Annotated in this window: 14 protein-coding genes; 12 read left to right on the top strand and 2 right to left on the bottom strand. The window is 71.4% G+C overall.

The annotated features are described in order from the left end of the window. Positions 1-9: 9 nt before the first annotated feature. The 4 genes from Q8A52_RS11110 (at position 10) to Q8A52_RS11125 (ending at position 6,926) form a co-directional block, all read left to right on the top strand. Entirely contained in the window at positions 10-1,266 is a 1,257-nt protein-coding gene (locus Q8A52_RS11110) for a glycoside hydrolase 5 family protein (protein WP_316750597.1), read from the top strand. Beyond that, the gene (locus tag Q8A52_RS11115) at positions 1,263-3,314 is read left to right on the top strand and encodes an endo-beta-N-acetylglucosaminidase (RefSeq protein ID WP_316750599.1); all 2,052 of its coding nucleotides are present in this window, start codon (positions 1,263-1,265) and stop codon (positions 3,312-3,314) included. Before Q8A52_RS11110 ends, Q8A52_RS11115 begins: the two co-directional genes overlap by 4 nt. Before the next feature lie 31 nt (positions 3,315-3,345). Then, on the top strand, positions 3,346-6,366 hold the full coding sequence (locus Q8A52_RS11120; protein WP_316750601.1) for an alpha-mannosidase: 3,021 nt from the start codon (positions 3,346-3,348) through the stop codon (positions 6,364-6,366). Between the two features lie 92 nt (positions 6,367-6,458). Then, a complete protein-coding gene (locus tag Q8A52_RS11125; RefSeq protein ID WP_316750603.1) occupies positions 6,459-6,926 on the top strand; it encodes a DUF4231 domain-containing protein in 468 nt (155 codons plus the stop codon). Positions 6,927-6,956: 30 nt separating this feature from the next. Here the strand turns inward: Q8A52_RS11125 and Q8A52_RS11130 are convergent, their stop codons facing one another. Then, a complete protein-coding gene (locus tag Q8A52_RS11130) occupies positions 6,957-7,658 on the bottom strand; it encodes a FadR/GntR family transcriptional regulator (protein WP_316750605.1) in 702 nt (233 codons plus the stop codon). Positions 7,659-7,822: 164 nt separating this feature from the next. Here Q8A52_RS11130 and Q8A52_RS11135 point away from each other — a divergent pair, with 164 nt between their 5' ends. From Q8A52_RS11135 to Q8A52_RS11170, 8 genes are read left to right on the top strand one after another with little or no spacing between them, the layout of a single operon-like run. Beyond that, positions 7,823-8,893 (top strand): sugar ABC transporter substrate-binding protein, encoded by a 1,071-nt coding sequence (locus Q8A52_RS11135; RefSeq protein WP_316750607.1) that lies wholly within the window; start codon positions 7,823-7,825, stop codon positions 8,891-8,893. Next, a complete protein-coding gene (locus tag Q8A52_RS11140) occupies positions 8,890-10,392 on the top strand; it encodes a sugar ABC transporter ATP-binding protein (RefSeq protein ID WP_316750609.1) in 1,503 nt (500 codons plus the stop codon). Before Q8A52_RS11135 ends, Q8A52_RS11140 begins: the two co-directional genes overlap by 4 nt. Continuing rightward, positions 10,385-11,410 (top strand): ABC transporter permease, encoded by a 1,026-nt coding sequence (locus Q8A52_RS11145; protein ID WP_316750610.1) that lies wholly within the window; start codon positions 10,385-10,387, stop codon positions 11,408-11,410. Before Q8A52_RS11140 ends, Q8A52_RS11145 begins: the two co-directional genes overlap by 8 nt. A 38-nt stretch (positions 11,411-11,448) precedes the next feature. Continuing rightward, complete coding sequence (locus tag Q8A52_RS11150; RefSeq protein ID WP_316750612.1) at positions 11,449-12,789, top strand: L-fuconate dehydratase; 1,341 nt, start codon at positions 11,449-11,451, stop codon at positions 12,787-12,789. After that, a complete protein-coding gene (locus Q8A52_RS11155) occupies positions 12,786-13,541 on the top strand; it encodes an SDR family NAD(P)-dependent oxidoreductase (RefSeq protein ID WP_316750614.1) in 756 nt (251 codons plus the stop codon). Before Q8A52_RS11150 ends, Q8A52_RS11155 begins: the two co-directional genes overlap by 4 nt. Further along, positions 13,538-14,506, top strand: coding sequence for an aldo/keto reductase (locus tag Q8A52_RS11160; protein WP_316750616.1), 969 nt, complete (start codon positions 13,538-13,540; stop codon positions 14,504-14,506). Before Q8A52_RS11155 ends, Q8A52_RS11160 begins: the two co-directional genes overlap by 4 nt. Beyond that, entirely contained in the window at positions 14,503-14,856 is a 354-nt protein-coding gene (locus Q8A52_RS11165; RefSeq protein ID WP_316750618.1) for an L-rhamnose mutarotase, read from the top strand. The genes Q8A52_RS11160 and Q8A52_RS11165 overlap by 4 nt, the downstream gene beginning before the upstream one ends. Beyond that, entirely contained in the window at positions 14,853-15,692 is an 840-nt protein-coding gene (locus Q8A52_RS11170; protein WP_316750620.1) for an amidohydrolase family protein, read from the top strand. The genes Q8A52_RS11165 and Q8A52_RS11170 overlap by 4 nt, the downstream gene beginning before the upstream one ends. On the opposite strand, the gene Q8A52_RS11175 is transcribed toward Q8A52_RS11170, so the two are convergent. Beyond that, positions 15,680-17,101: a lipase maturation factor family protein gene (locus tag Q8A52_RS11175; RefSeq protein ID WP_316751024.1), complete on the bottom strand. Its 1,422-nt coding sequence runs from the start codon at positions 17,099-17,101 to the stop codon at positions 15,680-15,682. The two genes, Q8A52_RS11170 and Q8A52_RS11175, sit on opposite strands and share 13 nt — an antisense overlap. Positions 17,102-17,123 lie beyond the last annotated feature (22 nt).

The raw sequence follows: 17,123 nt of genomic DNA on the forward strand, positions 1-17,123 counted from the left end.
GGACACCGCATGCCTCCTGCCGTGCGCTTCGGCGTCAACTACACCCCGAGCGAAGGGTGGTTCCACCACTGGCTGGACTTCGACCTGGACTCCGTACGCGCCGACCTCGACTCCATCGCCGCACTGGGCCTGGACCACATCCGGGTGTTCCCGCTGTGGCCGTACTTCCAGCCGAACCGGGCACTGATCCGGCCGCGTGCCGTGGAGCAGCTCGTCGCGCTCGCCGACGCGGCCGCCGAGCGCGGACTGGACGTCAATGTGGACGGTCTGCAGGGGCACTTGAGCAGCTTCGACTTCCTGCCCGCCTGGACGGGCACCTGGCACCGGCGCAACATCTTCACGGACCCGGACGTGGTCGAGGGTGAGGCCGACTACCTGCGGACCCTCGCGGCCGCCCTCGCCGACCGGCCCAACTTCATCGGGATGACGATCGGCAACGAGGTCAACCAGTTCGCCGCCGGCCCCCACCCCGACCCCGACCGCATCACCTCCGAGCAGGCGGCGCGGTGGCTGTCCCGGCTCCTCGCCGCCTGCGCCGAGGGGGCTCCCGGCAGGCTCCATCTGCACGCCTCGTACGACGCCGCCTGGTACCAGGACGACCAGCCGTTCACCCCGGAGCACTCGGCCCGCCTGGGCGACGTCACCGCCGTGCACTCCTGGGTCTTCAACGGCACCGCCCAGCGTCACGGCCGCACCTCCGTGCCGACCGAACACCACGCCGCGTATCTGATCGAACTGAGCAAGGCCTGGGCCGACGCCCCGCACCGGCCCGTGTGGCTCCAGGAGGTCGGCGCGCCCGCGCCGCTCATCCCGGCCGCACACGCGGCCGCGTTCACCGAGGCGACCCTCGTGAACACGCTGGACTGCCCTGATCTGTGGGGCATCACCTGGTGGTGCTCCCACGACGTCTCCCGCGCACTCGCCGATTTTCCGGAACTCGAGTACGCGCTGGGCCTGTTGACGAACGACCGGCGGCCCAAGGACATCGCCCGCGTGCTGGCGGCCGCCGCTCGCGAACACCGGGCCGAACCCACTGCCCGCGGCACCGCACTCGTCGTACCGGCCGAACCGGCCCACCGCTCCCGGTGCGCCCCCGGCGGACCCGTCTTCGAGGCCTTCTTCCGGCTGGTCGCCGACGGCGCCCGCCCCACCACCGTCCTCGACTCACGCGCGGACGACAAGCACCACCTCGCCGCCCGCGGCATCACCGAAGTCGTCACTCCCGACGAGGTACTCCCCACCCCACAAGGAGGCACCCGCTCGTGAACCCCACCAGACGCACCGTCCTGATCGCCGCCGGCGCGGCGGCCCTGGCGCCGTCCCTGCCTGTCGCCGCGGCCCCGAAGGTCACCGCCGCGACCCAGCCGTACGCCTCCTACTGGTACCCGGACTCGTTCCCCTCGGGCACCCCGGACACCGGCGTCACCTGGCGCAGCCTGAAGAGCTGGCGGGCCGCCGACGACGCCGACCTCACCTTCAACGCGGCCACGGTGCCGCTCGCCGCCCGCTTCGCGCCGACCCCGGCCAACACCACCGCCCGCTCGGACCAGGCCCGCATTCAGGCGCTGGTCTCCTTCGGGCCCACGTCGGGCAACCCGTCCCAGGGCTCCGCCACCGCCGACTACTACGCCCTCACCCACTGGGCGTACCTGGACGAACTCGTCTTCTGGGGCGGCTCGGCGGGCGAGGGGCTGATCCTCGCCCCGAACGCGCCGATCGTGGATGCCGCCCACCGGCACGGCGTCCCCGTCCTCGGCAACATCTTCCTGCCGCCCGTCGCCTACGGCGGACAGCTCCAGTGGACCCGCGACCTGGTCCAGAAGGACTCCGCCGGGCACTGTCCGCTGGCGGCGCAGCTCGTTGCCGTGGCGGCGGCCTACGGCTTCGACGGGTGGTTCGTGAATGCCGAGACGGGCGGCGGGAACAGCGCCCTGGGCTCCGCGATGCTCGGTTTCGTACAGGAGCTGAAGTCCCTTGCCGCGGCGAAGGGGCAGCGGGTCACCTGGTACGACGCCATGACCGCGAACGGGACGGTGAGCTGGCAGGGGGCGCTCAACAGCCAGAACCAGGCGTTCTTCCAAGCCGCCGACGACATGTTCGTCGACTTCCGGTGGAGCTCGGGCACGCTCGCCTCCTCGGGGCGCAAGGCCGTCCAACTGCGGCGGAACCGCTATGAGTTGTGGGCCGGGGTCGACGTCGAGTCCAACGGCTCGAACACCTCGGTGAACTGGGACGCGATGGTGCCGACCGGGAAGACGCACATCACCTCGATCGGCTTCTACCGGCCCGAGTGGACGCGCAACCACCTGCCGGCGGGGCGCACCCCGGGCGACTTCCACGCCGCCGACGACCGGTTCTGGACCGGGCGGTCGCTGGATCCGTCGCGGCCGGACGGGAGCGACCCCTGGCGGGCGCCGGCGGTGTCGGTCGCGGACCGCTCGACCGTGTCGTCGGTGCCGTTCGCGAGCGTCTTCAACACCGGGCACGGGCTGCGCTGGTACGAGGAGGGGGCGGTCACCTCGGACACGCCGTGGAACCACCTCGGACTCCAGGACCGGCTGCCGTCCCGCCGGTGGGCGGTGCGCACGGCGGGGCAGCGGCCGACCGTCTCCTTCGACTTCGCGGACGCGTGGCGGGGTGGCAGCAGTGTGCTGGTGGACGGTGAACTGGATCAACCGGTCGTGCTGGACCTGTACGCGACACGGCTGCCGATCACTGTTGACACGGTTGTCGAGCTGACGCATCGGACCGACGCTGGGGATGTGAACGTCGAGCTCGCCGTCGCCACAGCCGAGCCGGGTGCCGCCGGTGCGACACCGCCGTACACGTATCTGTCCGGTCTCTCCGGTCTCTCCGGTTTCCCTGGTCCGTCCGGTCTTTCCGGCGTGGCTGTGAACTCGGTCAACGGCTGGCCGACCACGACCGTGCCGCTCACAGGCCTGTCCGGCACCGTACACGCGATCGGCGTCCGGCTCACCGCGACCGACGGCCCCGTCCGGTGGAGGCTGGGCGGACTCGCCGTCCATGACACCGCCCGGACCCCCGCCGCCCCCTCCGACGCGCGGATCACCGCCGTCTCCGGGGGCGATCTGCGCTTCGCCTGGAGCGCCGCTCCCGGCGACGTACGCCATTACGAACTGCACCGCCTGCTGCCCGACGGCACCCGCCGCTTCCTCGGCGGCACCTGCCAGCGGGCGTACTTCGTCCCCGGACTCCGGCCCGAGCAGGGCGAGCGGACGGCGCGGTTCGAAGTGCGGGCCGTGGGGGAGCTCTACACCGCGTCGGCCCCCGTGACCGTCACGCACACCTGGTAACCGCCCTCGACCCAGCAACGGAGCACCCCGCATGCATGACGACCGCAGCCTGGTCGAAGCCCGTCTGAGGCGCGTCCTCGAAGAACGCGTCCGCCCCGCCGTGTACCCCGAGTCCGTGCCCCTCCAGGTCGCGGTATGGCACGCGCCCGGCGAACCCGTACCGGTCGACGAGGGGCTCGCGGCCGAGCCCGAGCCGATCGCTGTGGGCGCCCGGTGGGGTGCTCCCTGGGGCACCAGCTGGTTCCGGGTGACCGGAACCGTGCCCGAGGCCTGGGCCGGGAGGACCGTGGAGGCCCTCCTCGACCTCGGCTTCGACGAGAACATGCCCGGCTTCCAGTGCGAGGGCCTGGTCTACCGGCCCGACGGCACCCCGGTGAAGGGCCTCAACCCACGCAACCAGTGGGTGCGCATCGGCGCGCCCGTCGAGGGCGGCGAGGAGGTACGGCTGCACATCGAGGCCGCCTCCAACCCCGTCATCCTCGACTACCACCCCTTCCGGCCCACGCAGCTGGGGGACAGGGAGACCGCGGGCAGCGAACCGCAGTACACCCTCACCCGCATGGACCTCGCGGTCTTCGACGAGACCGTGTGGCAGCTGGTGATCGACCTGGAGGTGCTCGGCGAGCTGATGGCCGAGCTGCCCGTGGAGTCGGCGCGCCGCTGGGACATCCTGCGCGCGCTGGAGCGGGCGCTCGACGCCATCGATCTGCAGGACGTCAACGGCACGGCGGCGCCGGCCCGTTCGTGCCTGACCGACGTCCTCGCGGCTCCCGCCGTCCCCTCCGCGCACCGCATCAGCGCCGTCGGTCACGCGCACATCGACTCGGCATGGCTGTGGCCGCTGCGCGAGACGGTCCGCAAGGTGGCCCGTACGACGGCCAACATGACCGCCCTCCTGGAGGACGAGCCCGACTTCGTCTTCGCCATGTCGCAGGCCCAGCAGTGGGCGTGGGTGAAGGAGCACCGGCCCGAGGTGTGGGCGCGGGTGAAGAAGGCGGTGGCGGACGGACGGTTCGTGCCGGCCGGTGGCATGTGGGTGGAATCGGACACCAACATGCCCGGCTCGGAGGCGATGACCCGCCAATTCGTCCACGGCAAGCGGTTCTTCCTCGACGAGTTCGGCATCGAGAACGACGAGGCGTGGCTGCCGGACACCTTCGGCTTCGCGGCCGGGCTGCCGCAGATCATCAGGGCCGCGGGCGCCAAGTGGCTGCTCACGCAGAAGATCTCCTGGTCGCAGACGAACAAGTTCCCGCACCACACCTTCCAGTGGGAGGGCATCGACGGCACGCGGATCTTCACGCACTTCCCGCCCGTCGACACCTACAACTGCTCCATGCGCGGCTCCGAGATCGCCCACGCCGCCCGCAACTTCAAGGACAAGGGGTCCGCCCGTCACTCCCTCGCGCCCACCGGCTGGGGAGACGGAGGCGGTGGTACGACCCGTGAGATGGTCGCCAAGGCCGCCAGGCTGCGCGATCTGGAGGGCTCGGCGACGGTCGTCTGGGAGAGTCCCCGAGCCTTCTTCGAGAAGGCGGAGGCCGAGTACGCCCATCCGCCCGTCTGGGTCGGCGAGCTCTACCTCGAACTCCACCGCGCCACCCTCACCAGCCAGGCGCGGACCAAGCAGGGCAACCGCCGCAGCGAACACCTCCTGCGCGAGGCGGAGTTGTGGACGGCAACGGCCGCCGTTGGCACCGGATTCCCTTACCCCTACGAGGAGTTGGACCGCATCTGGAAGACGGTCCTGCTGCACCAGTTCCACGACATCCTGCCCGGCTCCTCCATCGCCTGGGTGCACCGCGAGGCCCGCGCCACCTACGACCGGCTCGCCGCCGAACTCGACGCGATCATCGAGGCGGCCCAGCGGGCCCTGGCCGGTGAGGGCCCGACCCTCCTCGCGTTCAACGCGGCCCCGCACGCCCGGGCCGGCATCCCGGCGGGCGGCGCGGGCACCCCGGTGACCGAGGGCGGCACGACCCTGTCACCCGGACCGGACGGCGGACATGTGCTGGACAACGGCGTGCTGAGGATCGTGATCGACACCCATGGCCTGGTCGTGTCGGCGTACGACATCGAGGCCGACCGCGAGACGATCGCCCCGGGCCGGGCCGCGAACCTGCTGCAACTCCACCCGGACTTCCCGAACATGTGGGACGCCTGGGACGTCGACGCGTTCTACCGCAACATGGTCACGGACCTCACGGACACCGACGAGGTGACCCCGGGGGAGGACGGCCGGTCGGTGCGGATCGTACGGTCCTTCGGCGCCTCCCGGGTCAGCCAGGTGCTGTCGCTGGCGCCGGGCGAGCGGCGGCTGGTCCTCGACACCGAGGTCGACTGGCACGAGACGGAGAAGTTCCTCAAGCTGGCCTTCCCGCTGGATCTGCACGCCGAACGGTACGCATCCGAGACCCAGTTCGGGCACTTCCACCGGCCCACGCACACCAACACCTCCTGGGAGGCAGCCAAGTTCGAGGCCTGCAACCACCGCTTCGTCCATCTGGAGGAACCCGGCTGGGGCGTCGCGGTCGTCAACGACTCGACGTACGGCCACGATGTGAGCCGCACCGTCCGCACCGACGGCGACCGCGGTACGACCACCACGGTGCGCGTTTCCCTGCTGCGCGCCCCGCGCTTCCCCGACCCCGAGACCGACCAGGGCGTCCACCGCTTCCGGCACGCCCTGGTACCGGGCGCGGGCATCGGCGACGCGGTCCGCGAGGGCTGGCGGATCAACCTCCCGGAACGCCGGCTGACCGGCGCCCACGAGGTCGCCCCGCTGGTGACGGTGGACGACGACGCGGTCGTGATCACGGCGGTGAAGCTCGCCGACGACGGCAGCGGTGACGTGGTGGTGCGCCTGCACGAGGCGCACGGAGGACGGGCCAGGGCCACGCTGACGGCGGGCTTCGAGGTCGCGGACGTCACGGCCACGGACCTGTTGGAGCGCCCTTGGGACGAGGGGGCGTTGCCGCAGCGGGACGGCGACCGCATCGTCGTACGGCTGCGTCCGTTCGAGCTGGTGACCTTGAGGCTGCGCAGGGGATGAACCCGAGGTACGCACGGCCGGCGCCCCGTGTGTCCGGCCGTGCGTACCGCCCGGGGTTTCCCCGGCGCGGGCTCGGCCACGATGATGTGCCGATGAGACGAAGAAGGGTCCCCGACAACTCCTGGGCCGCGGAGCCGGATCCCCTGCTCGCCCTCGCCCGACGGGAGCTGACGTTCTACACGCGGACCTGTGACCGGGCCAGGAGGCTGCACCATGTCACCGAGCTCGGCGCTCTCCTCACCACGTCGGTGACGGTGGTGGCCGCCGGACTGCATGCTCCCGCCTGGCTGACCGCGCTGATCGCGGGCGGCGCCGTCTTCTTCACCGGCATGCGTCAGCTGTACGGCGCCGGCTCGCGTTGGGTGCTGGCCGCGCAGGCGCGGGAGGCCCTGCGCCGGGCGATCGACCGCTACCTCCTCCTGCCCGAGTCCGAGCGCGACGCCGCGGCCCGGCAGGCGCTGCAGACGGTGGTCGAGCAGGTCGGGGCCAATGAACTGCGGGCTTGGTCCGAGGCGCAGGGCGGGCGCCCGGAACCACCGGTGCCCGCGGTGGGAGGGTGACCGCAGGCGGGGTGACCGTATGCGGGCGGGTCAGGGCCCCAGCTGGGCCCTGAGCCACTCCTCCACCTCGCCCACGTGCGCAGCCGCCGCCGCGCGGGCCGCCTCCGGGTCGCGTGCGGCCAGGGCGCGGTGGATCGCCGCGTGCTCGCGGCGGGTGCGGGCGAAGGCGCCCTCCTCCTGGTAACCGCGCCAGACGCGGGCGCGGAAGGTGCGGGAGGACAGGCCCTCCAGGATCGCCGCCATGGTCTCGTTGCCCGCGGCGGCCGCGATCTCGCGGTGGAAGGCGAGGTCGTGGGCCAGGATCTCCTCGGGGTCGTCGGAGGCATTCATCGCGGTCAGATGCTTCTCCACCTCGGCGAGCCGGTCCGCGGTGATGCGCGCGGCGGCGAGGGCGGTCGCCGTGGACTCCAGGATCCGGCGCACCTCCAGCAGTTCGACCAGACGCGGGCCCCGTGAGAGGTCGGCGACCACTCCGAAGGTCTCCAGGAGGTCGCCCGCCTCGAGCGCGGTCACATAGATGCCGGATCCGTGCCGGGCCTCCAGGACGCCCAGTACGGTCAGCGCGCGGATCGCCTCGCGCATCGAGCTGCGGGAGATGCCCAGCTGGGCGGCCAGATCCCGCTCGGTGGGCAGTCGCTGGCCCGGCTCGAGGCTGCCGTCGGCGATCATCGCCTTGATCCGCTCGATGGCGCGTTGCGTCACGGTGCCCTTCTGCGGGGCTGCTTCCTCCACGCCACTCCTCCAGTCGCCGAGTGCGTCGCAGTCTAGCCACCAAGGTGGTCCGACCACTACAGGCAAGAAGCGGCGAAATCTGCGCTCGAAGGCTGTTGTGTCGTGTCATTGGTCTGATAAGTATGCGGGCATCTGCTCGAACACGCTCGATGAGGAGCTGCCAGATGCCCGGCAGAACACTGAGGAAGCGGAACAGGACCCGGATCATCGGCGTGGCGGCCCTGGCCGTCGGCGCCTCGCTCGTACTGGCCGCATGCGGCAGCACCAAGGACGACGGCGCCGCAGGCGCCAAGGGCGGCGGCACCGGCCAGGTCGGGGTGATCCTGCCCCTGCTGACCTCGCCGTTCTGGCAGTCGTACAACGACTACGTGCCGAAGATGGCCAAGTCCGAAGGGGTCGACGCGCTGAAGACCGTCAACTCCAACAGCGACGCCTCGCAGCAGATCACCGACATCAACAACGAGCTCAACCAGGGCGTCAGGGGCCTGGTCGTCGCCCCGCTGGACAGCGCCGCCATCGAGGCCGGACTCGACCAGGCCGACCGTAAGGGAGTGCCGGTCGTCGCCGTGGACGTGGCGCCCGACAAGGGTAAGGTCGCCATGGTCGTACGCGCCGACAACGTCGCCTACGGCACCAAGGCCTGCGACTACCTCGGCAAGCGCATCACCAGCGGCAAGGTCGTGCAGATCATGGGCGACCTCGCCTCGGTCAACGGCCGGGACCGCTCCGAGGCCTTCCGGACCTGCGTGAAGAAGAACTACCCGAAGCTCAAGGTGCTGGAGATCCCCGCCAAGTGGGAGTCCGACACCGCGGCCTCCGAGCTCGACACGCTCCTCAACGCCAACCCCGACATCAAGGGGATCTACCTGCAGGCGGGCGGGGTGTACCTCGCGCCGACGCTGCAGACCCTGAAGTCGAAGAACATGCTGAAGACGGCGGGCCAAAAGGGCCACATCGTCATCGTCTCCAACGACGGCATCCCGCAGGAGTACGACGCCATCCGCAAGGGCGAGATCGACGCCACCGTCTCCCAGCCGGCCGACGCCTACGCCAAGTACGGCATGTACTACATCAAGGCGGCGATGGAGGGGAAGACGTTCCAGCCGGGTCCCACCGACCACGACTCGACGATCGTCAGGCTGCCCAGCGGCATCCTCGAGGACCAACTGCCCGCGCCCCTGGTCACCAAGGACAACGTCGACGACCCGAAGCTGTGGGGCAACACGATCAAATGAGCGCACCCGAGAACGCGCCGCTGGTGGAGGCACGCGGCATCGTCAAGCGCTACGGCCCCACGGTCGCCCTCGCCGACGGTCGGCTCACCGTGCTGAGCGGCGAGTCCCATGCCCTCGTCGGCCGCAACGGCGCGGGCAAGTCCACCCTCGTCAACGTCCTCACCGGCCTCCAGGCCCCGGACGAGGGCGCGGTCCGCTTCGACGGCCGGCCCGCGCCCCCGCTCGCCGACCGCGACGCCTGGCGGAGCAAGGTCGCCTGCGTCTACCAGAAACCCACGGTCGTACCGGAGCTGACGGTCGCCGAGAACCTCTTCATCAACCGCCAGCCGCTCAACCGGGGGTTCATCGGCTGGCGCAGACTGAAGACCGAGGCAGCCGAACTCCTCGACACCTGGGACGTCCACGTCGACCCCGAGGCCCGCACCGCCGACCTCAAGGTCGAGGACCGTCAAATGGTCGAGATCGCTCGGGCGTTGAGCTTCGGGGCCCGGTTCATCGTCCTCGACGAGCCGACCGCCCAGCTCGACAACCGGGAGATCGAGCGGCTGTTCAGCCGGATGCGGGCGCTGCAGGACTCCGGCGTCACCTTCCTGTTCATCTCCCACCACCTCCAGGAGGTGTACGAGGTCTGCCAGACCGTCACCGTGCTGCGTGACGCCCGCTGGATCACCACCGTCCCCGTCGCCGACCTGCCCAGGACGGCCCTGGTGGAGGCGATGGCGGGGGAGACGGTCACCCGGTACGGCCCTGTGCGTGCCACGGTCGCCGCCGATTCCCCCGTCGTGCTCGACGTGCGCGGCCTCCACTGCGCCGCGTACCGGGACGTCGACCTCACCGTGCGCGCCGGTGAGGTCGTCGGCCTCGCCGGAACCAGCGGCAGCGGCAAGATCGAGCTCGCCGAGTCGCTCGCCGGACTGCACACCCCGAGCGGCGGGTCGGCCCGGCTCGACGGGAAAGCGCTCCCCTTCGGCGACGTACGGGCCGCGCTGACGGCGGGCGTCGGCTGTGTCCCCCGTGACCGGCACGAACAGGGCCTCGTCCCCTCCATGACCATCGGCGACAACACGACCATGAGCGTCCTGGACCGGCTCGGCCGTTACGGCTTCGTCGGCAGCCGGCGCAGGCGCGGCTTCGCCACCGAGCTGATCGAGCGCCTCGACATCCACGCCGAAGGCCCCGAACAGCCCGTCTCCGACCTCTCCGGCGGCAACGCGCAAAAGGTCGTCATGGCCCGCGCCCTCGCCTCCGACCCCCGCCTCCTCGTCCTCATCAACCCCACTGCGGGCGTCGACGTGAAGTCCAAGGAGTCCCTGCTGGCCCGCATGGACGACGCCCGCGAGGACGGCACCGCCGTGCTCGTCGTCTCCGACGAACTCGACGACCTGCGCCGCTGCGACCGCGTCCTAGTCCTCTTCCACGGCCGCGTCGTCGCCGAGCACCCGGCCGGCTGGCGCGACCACGAGCTGATCGCCTCCATCGAAGGAGTGGACCATGGCTGACACCAAGGCCCCACCGCTCGCCCCGGTACGCTCCCCCGACCCGCGGGCGGCCAGGGCCGTACTGATTCGCCGGGCCCGCGAACTCGCCCTCGTGCCCGCCCTGTTGCTGCTCATGGTGCTCGGGGCGGTGGTCAACGACTCGTTCCTCACGGAGCGCAACCTCATCTCCGTCCTCGGCGCCTCGGCCGCGCTCGCGATGGTCGTGCTCGCCGAGTCGCTGGTCCTCATCACCGGCCGGTTCGACCTGTCCCTGGAGTCGCTCGTCGGCATCGCGCCCGCCGTCGGAGCGCTTCTGGTGCTGCCCTCCGCCCAGTCCGGCTGGGGCACCGAGCTCCCGGCACCGCTCGCGCTGCTCGCGGTCCTCCTCGTCGGCGCGGCCGTCGGTGCCTTCAACGGCATCCTGGTCGTCAAGTTCAGACTCAACGCGTTCATCGTGACGCTGGCGATGCTGATCGTGCTGCGCGGACTGCTGGTCGGCGCGACGAAGGGCAAGACCCTCTTCGGCATGCCGGACAGCTTCTACTCGCTGGCGACCACCACCTTTCTCTCCGTCCCGATGTCGGTGTGGCTCGCCGCCGTCGCCTTCGCCGTCGCCGGGTTCGTGCTGAAGTACCACCGCGTCGGCCGCGCCCTGTACGCCATCGGCGGCAACGCCGACGCGGCCCGGGCGGCCGGCATCCGGGTCGAGCGGGTGATGCTCGGCGTGTTCGTCGTCGCGGGGGTGCTCGCCTCGGTCGGCGGGATCATGCAGACCGGCTATGTCGGTGCGATCAGCGCCAACCAGGGCAACAACATGATCTTCACCGTGTTCGCGGCGGCCGTGATCGGCGGCATCAGCCTGGACGGCGGCAGGGGCACCATGTTCGGCGCGCTCACCGGCGTACTCCTGCTGGGTGTCGTACAGAACCTGCTCACCCTCGCCCAGGTGCCGTCGTTCTGGATCCAGGCCATCTACGGCGGAATCATCCTCGTCGCCCTCATGATCGCCCGCGTGACGACGGGCCGGGCCCAGGACTGACCCCCGCCGCCCCCTCTTCACCGACCGAAAGGCCTTCCGTGTCCCCGACCCCCGCCCGCGTCACCGCGGTCGACACCTACGACATCCGCTTCCCCACCTCGCGCGGGCTGGACGGCTCCGACGCGATGAACCCCGACCCCGACTACTCGGCGGCGTACGTCGTGCTGCGCACCGACGCGCCCGACGGACACGAGGGGCACGGATTCACGTTCACCATCGGGCGGGGCAACGACGTCCAGGTCGCCGCGATCGACGCACTGCGGGGCCATGTGCTCGGCCGCTCCGTGGACAGGATGTGCGACGACCCCGGGTCGCTCTTCCGGGACCTGATCGGGGACAGCCAGCTGCGCTGGCTCGGCCCCGAGAAGGGCGTGATGCACATGGCGATCGGGGCCCTGGTGAACGCGGTCTGGGACCTCGCCGCCAAACGCGCCGGCAAGCCGCTGTGGCAGCTGCTCGCCGACGCCGAACCCGAGTGGCTCGTGCGGCAGATGGACTTCCGGTACATCACCGACGCGCTCACCCCCGAGGAGGCGCTGGACCTGCTGCGCCGCGGCCGGGACGGGGCCGCCCAGCGCCGGGCCCGGCTGCTGGAGCGCGGCTTCCCCGCCTACACCACCTCCGCGGGATGGCTCGGTTACGACGACGACAAGCTCACCCGGCTGGCCGCCCAGGCCGTCGCCGACGGCTTCCGGCAGATCAAGCTGAAGGTGGGCGCCGACCTCGACGACGACGTACGCCGCTGCCGCGTCGCCCGCTCGGTCGTCGGACCCGGCATCCGCCTGGCGATCGACGCCAACCAGCGCTGGAACGTCGACGAGGCGATCCGCTGGACCAAGGCCCTCGCCGAGTTCGACCCGTACTGGATCGAGGAGCCCACCAGCCCCGACGACGTCCTCGGACACGCGGCGATCCGCGAAGCCGTCGCCCCCGTGAAGGTGGCCACCGGCGAGCACGTCCAGAACCGGATCGTCTTCAAGCAGATGCTCCAGGCGGGTGCTCTCGACGTGGTCCAGATCGACGCGGCCCGGGTCGGCGGCGTCAACGAGAACCTCGCCATCCTGCTGCTCGCGGCCAAGTTCGGCGTCCCCGTCTGCCCGCACGCGGGCGGCGTCGGACTGTGCGAACTCGTCCAGCACCTGTCGATGTTCGACTACCTCGCGGTCTCCGGCACCACGGACGACCGGGTCATCGAGTACGTCGACCATCTGCACGAGCACTTCCTCGCCCCGGTGGTGATCCGCCAGGGTCACTACACGGCACCCACCACGCCGGGTTTCTCGGCCGCCATGCGGCCCGAGTCCATCGCGCGGTACACCTTCCCCGGCGGCACCTTCTGGGCCGCCGACCCCGACACACAGAAGGGACGGGCGGCGTGAGCGACTTCGAGGGACTGAGCGCACTGGTGACCGGCGGTGCCTCCGGGATCGGCCGGGCCACCTCCGCACTCCTGGCCGCACGCGGCGCCCGGGTCGCCGTCCTGGACGCCGACCCGTCGTCGGTGGCCAAGCCACTGCTCGGCTACCGGGGCGATGTCACCGACGACGCCTCGGTGCGCGAGGCCGTCGGGCGGGCGGCCGAGGAGCTCGGCGGGCTGGACATACTCGTCAACAACGCGGGCATCGGCGCCCAGGGCACCGTCGAGGACAACGACGACGCGGAATGGCGCCGGGTCTTCGACGTCAACGTCCTCGGGATGGTCCGCACCGCCCGTGCCGCCCTTCCGCACCTGCGCCGGTCGCGGCACGCGGCGATCGTCAACACCTGCTCCGTCGCCGCCACCGCCGGACTGCCGCAACGGGCGCTCTACAGCGCCACCAAGGGCGCCGTGTACTCCCTGACCCTGGCCATGGCCGCCGACCACGTCCGCGAGGGCATCCGCGTCAACTGCGTCAACCCCGGCACCGCGGACACCCCGTGGATCGGCCGTCTGCTGGACGCGGCACCCGACCCGGCAGCCGAGCGTGCCGCACTCGAGGCCCGGCAGCCCACCGGACGCCTCGTCTCCGCGGACGAGGTCGCGGGCGCCATCGCCTATCTGGCGAGCCCGCTGTCCGGCGCCACCACCGGTACCGCCCTGGCCGTCGACGGCGGCATGCAGGGCCTCAGGCTGCGCCCGGCGGGCCGATGAGCGCCCTCGGCCGCAGCGGCGTCGAGGTCAGCACGCCGGCCTTCGGCGCCGCCGGGATCGGCAACCTGTACACCGAGGTCGGGGACGAGCAGGCCTACGAGGCGGTGGCCGCCGCCTGGCAGCGCGGCATCCGCTACTTCGACACCGCCCCGCATTACGGGCTCGGCCTGTCCGAACGACGGCTCGGCGCGGCCCTGCGGAACTTCCCCCGCGCGCAGTACACCGTCTCCACGAAGGTCGGCCGCCGCCTGGAGCCCGCGGACCTCCCCGGCGACGACCTGGCCAACGGCTTCGCCGTGCCCGCCAGATGCCGCCGGGTGTGGGACTTCAGCGCCGACGGCATCCGCCGCACCCTCGAGGCCAGTCTGGAACGCCTCGGCCTCGACCGGGTGGACGTCGTCTATCTGCACGACCCCGACGACCACGCCGAGAAGGCCTTCCGCGAGGGCTACCCGGCCCTGGAGAAGCTCCGGGACGAGGGCGTGGTCGGCGCCATCGGCGCGGGTATGAACCAGACCGCGATGCTCACCCGCTTCGTCCGCGAGACGGACGTCGACGTGGTGCTGTGCGCCGGCCGCTACACCCTCCTCGACCACAGCGCGCTCACCGACCTGCTGCCGGCCGCGGGTGAACGGGGCACGTCGGTCGTCATCGGCGGCGCCTTCAACTCCGGCCTGCTGGCGGATCCGCGGCCGGGAGCGACGTACGACTACGGGGTGGCTCCGCGGGAGTTGCTGGACCGCGCCCTGCGCCTCAAGTCGGTCGCCGAGCGTCACGGCACCACCCTGCGCGCAGTGGCCCTCGCCTTCTGCGCCGCGCATCCGGCGGTCGCGAGCGTCCTGGTCGGGGCCCGCTCCGCGGCCGAAGTCCACGACTGCGCCGACCAGTTCGAGGCCACCGTCCCCGACGCCTGCTGGCGGGAGCTGCGGGAGACGGGCCTTCTGCCCAGCGAGGAGCCGTCATGAGAGTTGCCCTGCACACCAAGGTCCGCGCGGACCGCGTCGCCGACTACGAAGCCGCCCACCGCGAGGTCCCGGCGGAGCTCACGGACGCCATCCGCGCCGCCGGTGCCACGTCCTGGACGATCTGGCGATCGGGGTACCCCCTGTTCGAGCGCAGCCGAGAACTTGGGGGAGGCATCGACCTCTTCCACCTCCTGGAGTGCGAGGACTACGCCCGCCTCCTCGCCGAACTGGAGAAGCTGCCGGTGAACGTCGCCTGGCAGGCGCGGATGGTCGAACTCCTCGACGTCGTGCACGACTACTCCGCCGACGGCGCGGTCGCCGGCCTGCCCGTCGTGTGGGAGCTGCCGTGACCGTCGACGCCCACCACCACGTCTGGGACCTCTCGGTGCGCGACCAGGACTGGATCACCGGCCCCGAACTCCGGCCGCTGCGCCGGAACTTCACCCTCGCCGACCTGACCCCGCAGACGCGGGCGGCCGGAGTGGACCGCACGGTCCTCGTCCAGACGATCACCGTGCCCGAGGAGACCCCCGAGCTCCTCGCCCTCGCCGGGGAGCACGACCTCGTCGGCGCGGTCGTCGGCTGGACCGACCTGACCCGCCCCGACGTCGCCGACGAACTGACCCGGCTGCGTGAACTCCCGGGCGGCCGGTACCTGAAGGGCATCCGCCACCAGGTCCAGGGCGAGCCGGACCCGCAGTGGCTGCTGCGCCCGGACGTACGCCGAGGGCTCGCCGCCGTGGCGGACGCGGGCCTGGTGTACGACCTCGTCGTCCTGCCCCACCAGCTCCCCGCCTGCGCCAAGGCGGCCGCATCGCTGCCCGGGCTCACCTTCGTCCTCGACCACCTGGGCAAACCCCCGATCGCCGTGGGGGAACTCGAGCCCTGGGCGACGGCCGTCCGGACCCTGGCCGCACTCCCCAACACGGTGGCCAAGCTCTCCGGACTGGTCACCGAGGCCGACCACGCCTCCTGGGCGGCCGGCGACCTGCGCCCTTACACGGACGTGGCCCTGGAGGCCTTCGGCCCGCACCGCCTGATGTTCGGCTCGGACTGGCCGGTGTGCACACTGGCCGCCGGCTACGGCGAAGTGCTCACCGTCGCGGGGGAGTTGACCGCGGAGCTCAGCGAGCCGGAACGTGCCGCCGTCCTCTCGGGCACCGCCGCCCGTGTCTACCGCCTCTGAACGGCCTCGGCGAGCCGCGTCGGCGGCAGATACTCGCGCACATACGTCCGCTCCCAGCACGCGCCCGTCTCCCGCAGCTCCCGCCAGGTCGTGTAGCGGTAGCGGAAGAGACGGGCGCGGATGTAGCGAGGGGGCTCGTCGGGCGGGAACGGGGAACTGCGCAGCAGCTTCAGCGTGTCCCGGTCGTTCTCCAGCAGCCGCTCCACCAGGCCGCCGAACCAGGACCCGGCGTACGCGGGGGAGAGCGCGGCGAACCACATCAGCCAGTCCAGCCGCAGGTGGTACGGCGCGAACTGGCGCGGCCAGCGCCGTGGATCGCCCGGCTTGCCCTTGAACTCGTACTCCCGCCACCGCGCCTCCTCGTGCAGTACGTCGTCGAGCGTGCCCTCCACCACCACCTCGTAGCGGACCCGGCTGATGCTGCCGAACGCGCCGTAGGTGTTCACCAGATGCAGCGGGTCGAAGGAGCGGTTCATGACCTGGCGGCGGGAGATCATGTTCATCACCGGGTGGTAGCTCAGCCAGACGATGAGCACGGCGACAGCCAGGACCACGATCTCGTACCAGAGCGGCGCCGGGGGCACGGACGGCGCGGCGGCGGGGATCCGGAGCGCCGACAGGGCCAGCACGATGGTGATCCAGTTCAGCCAGGAGAAGTTGCCGGACAGGACCAGCCACAACTGGGTGACGATCATCAGGGACGCCGCGGCCGTCGCGATCGGCTGCGGGGTGAACAGCAGCACCGGCACCACGAGTTGGGTGAAGTGGTTGGCGGCCACCTCGACGCGGTGCAGCGGCTGCGGCAGATGGTGGAAGAACCAGCTCAGCGGGCCCGGCATCGGCTGGGTCTCGTGGTGGTAGTAGAGGCAGGTCAGCTTCCGCCAGCAGGCGTCACCGCGCATCTTGATCAGACCGGCGCCGAACTCGACGCGGAACAGGATCCAGCGCAGCAGGAACAGCACCACGACCGGCGGCGCCACCTCGTCGTTGCCCACGAAGGCGCCGAGGAAGCCGACCTCCAGGAGCAGTGACTCCCAGCCGAACGCGTACCAGGTCTGGCCGACGTTGACGACCGACAGATACAGCGCCCAGGGCACCAGCCACAGCACCATCCCGGCCCACAGGGGGAGTTGTGAGTCCAGGCCCGCGAGCAGTGTCGCCGACACGGCACAGCCCGCCCAGCAGCAGGCCGCGAACATGCGGTCCGAGTAGTGGAGGTGGAAGAGGCTCGGCGCGTACCGGAACCGCACCCGGCGCAGAAAGTGCGGGATCGGCAACATGCCCCGCTCGCCCAGCAGCGCGCGGAACTGCAGGGCCGCGGTCAGGAACGCGACGAGATACACGCCGGCCAGAGCCCGCTGGAAGATCAGTCGGCTCCACCAGTACTCGGGTGCGGTGAACCAGTCCACGGCCGTGCGCTCCTCCCTCCAT

The organism is Streptomyces herbicida, assembly GCF_032656585.1.
Taxonomy (GTDB): domain Bacteria; phylum Actinomycetota; class Actinomycetes; order Streptomycetales; family Streptomycetaceae; genus Streptomyces; species Streptomyces herbicida.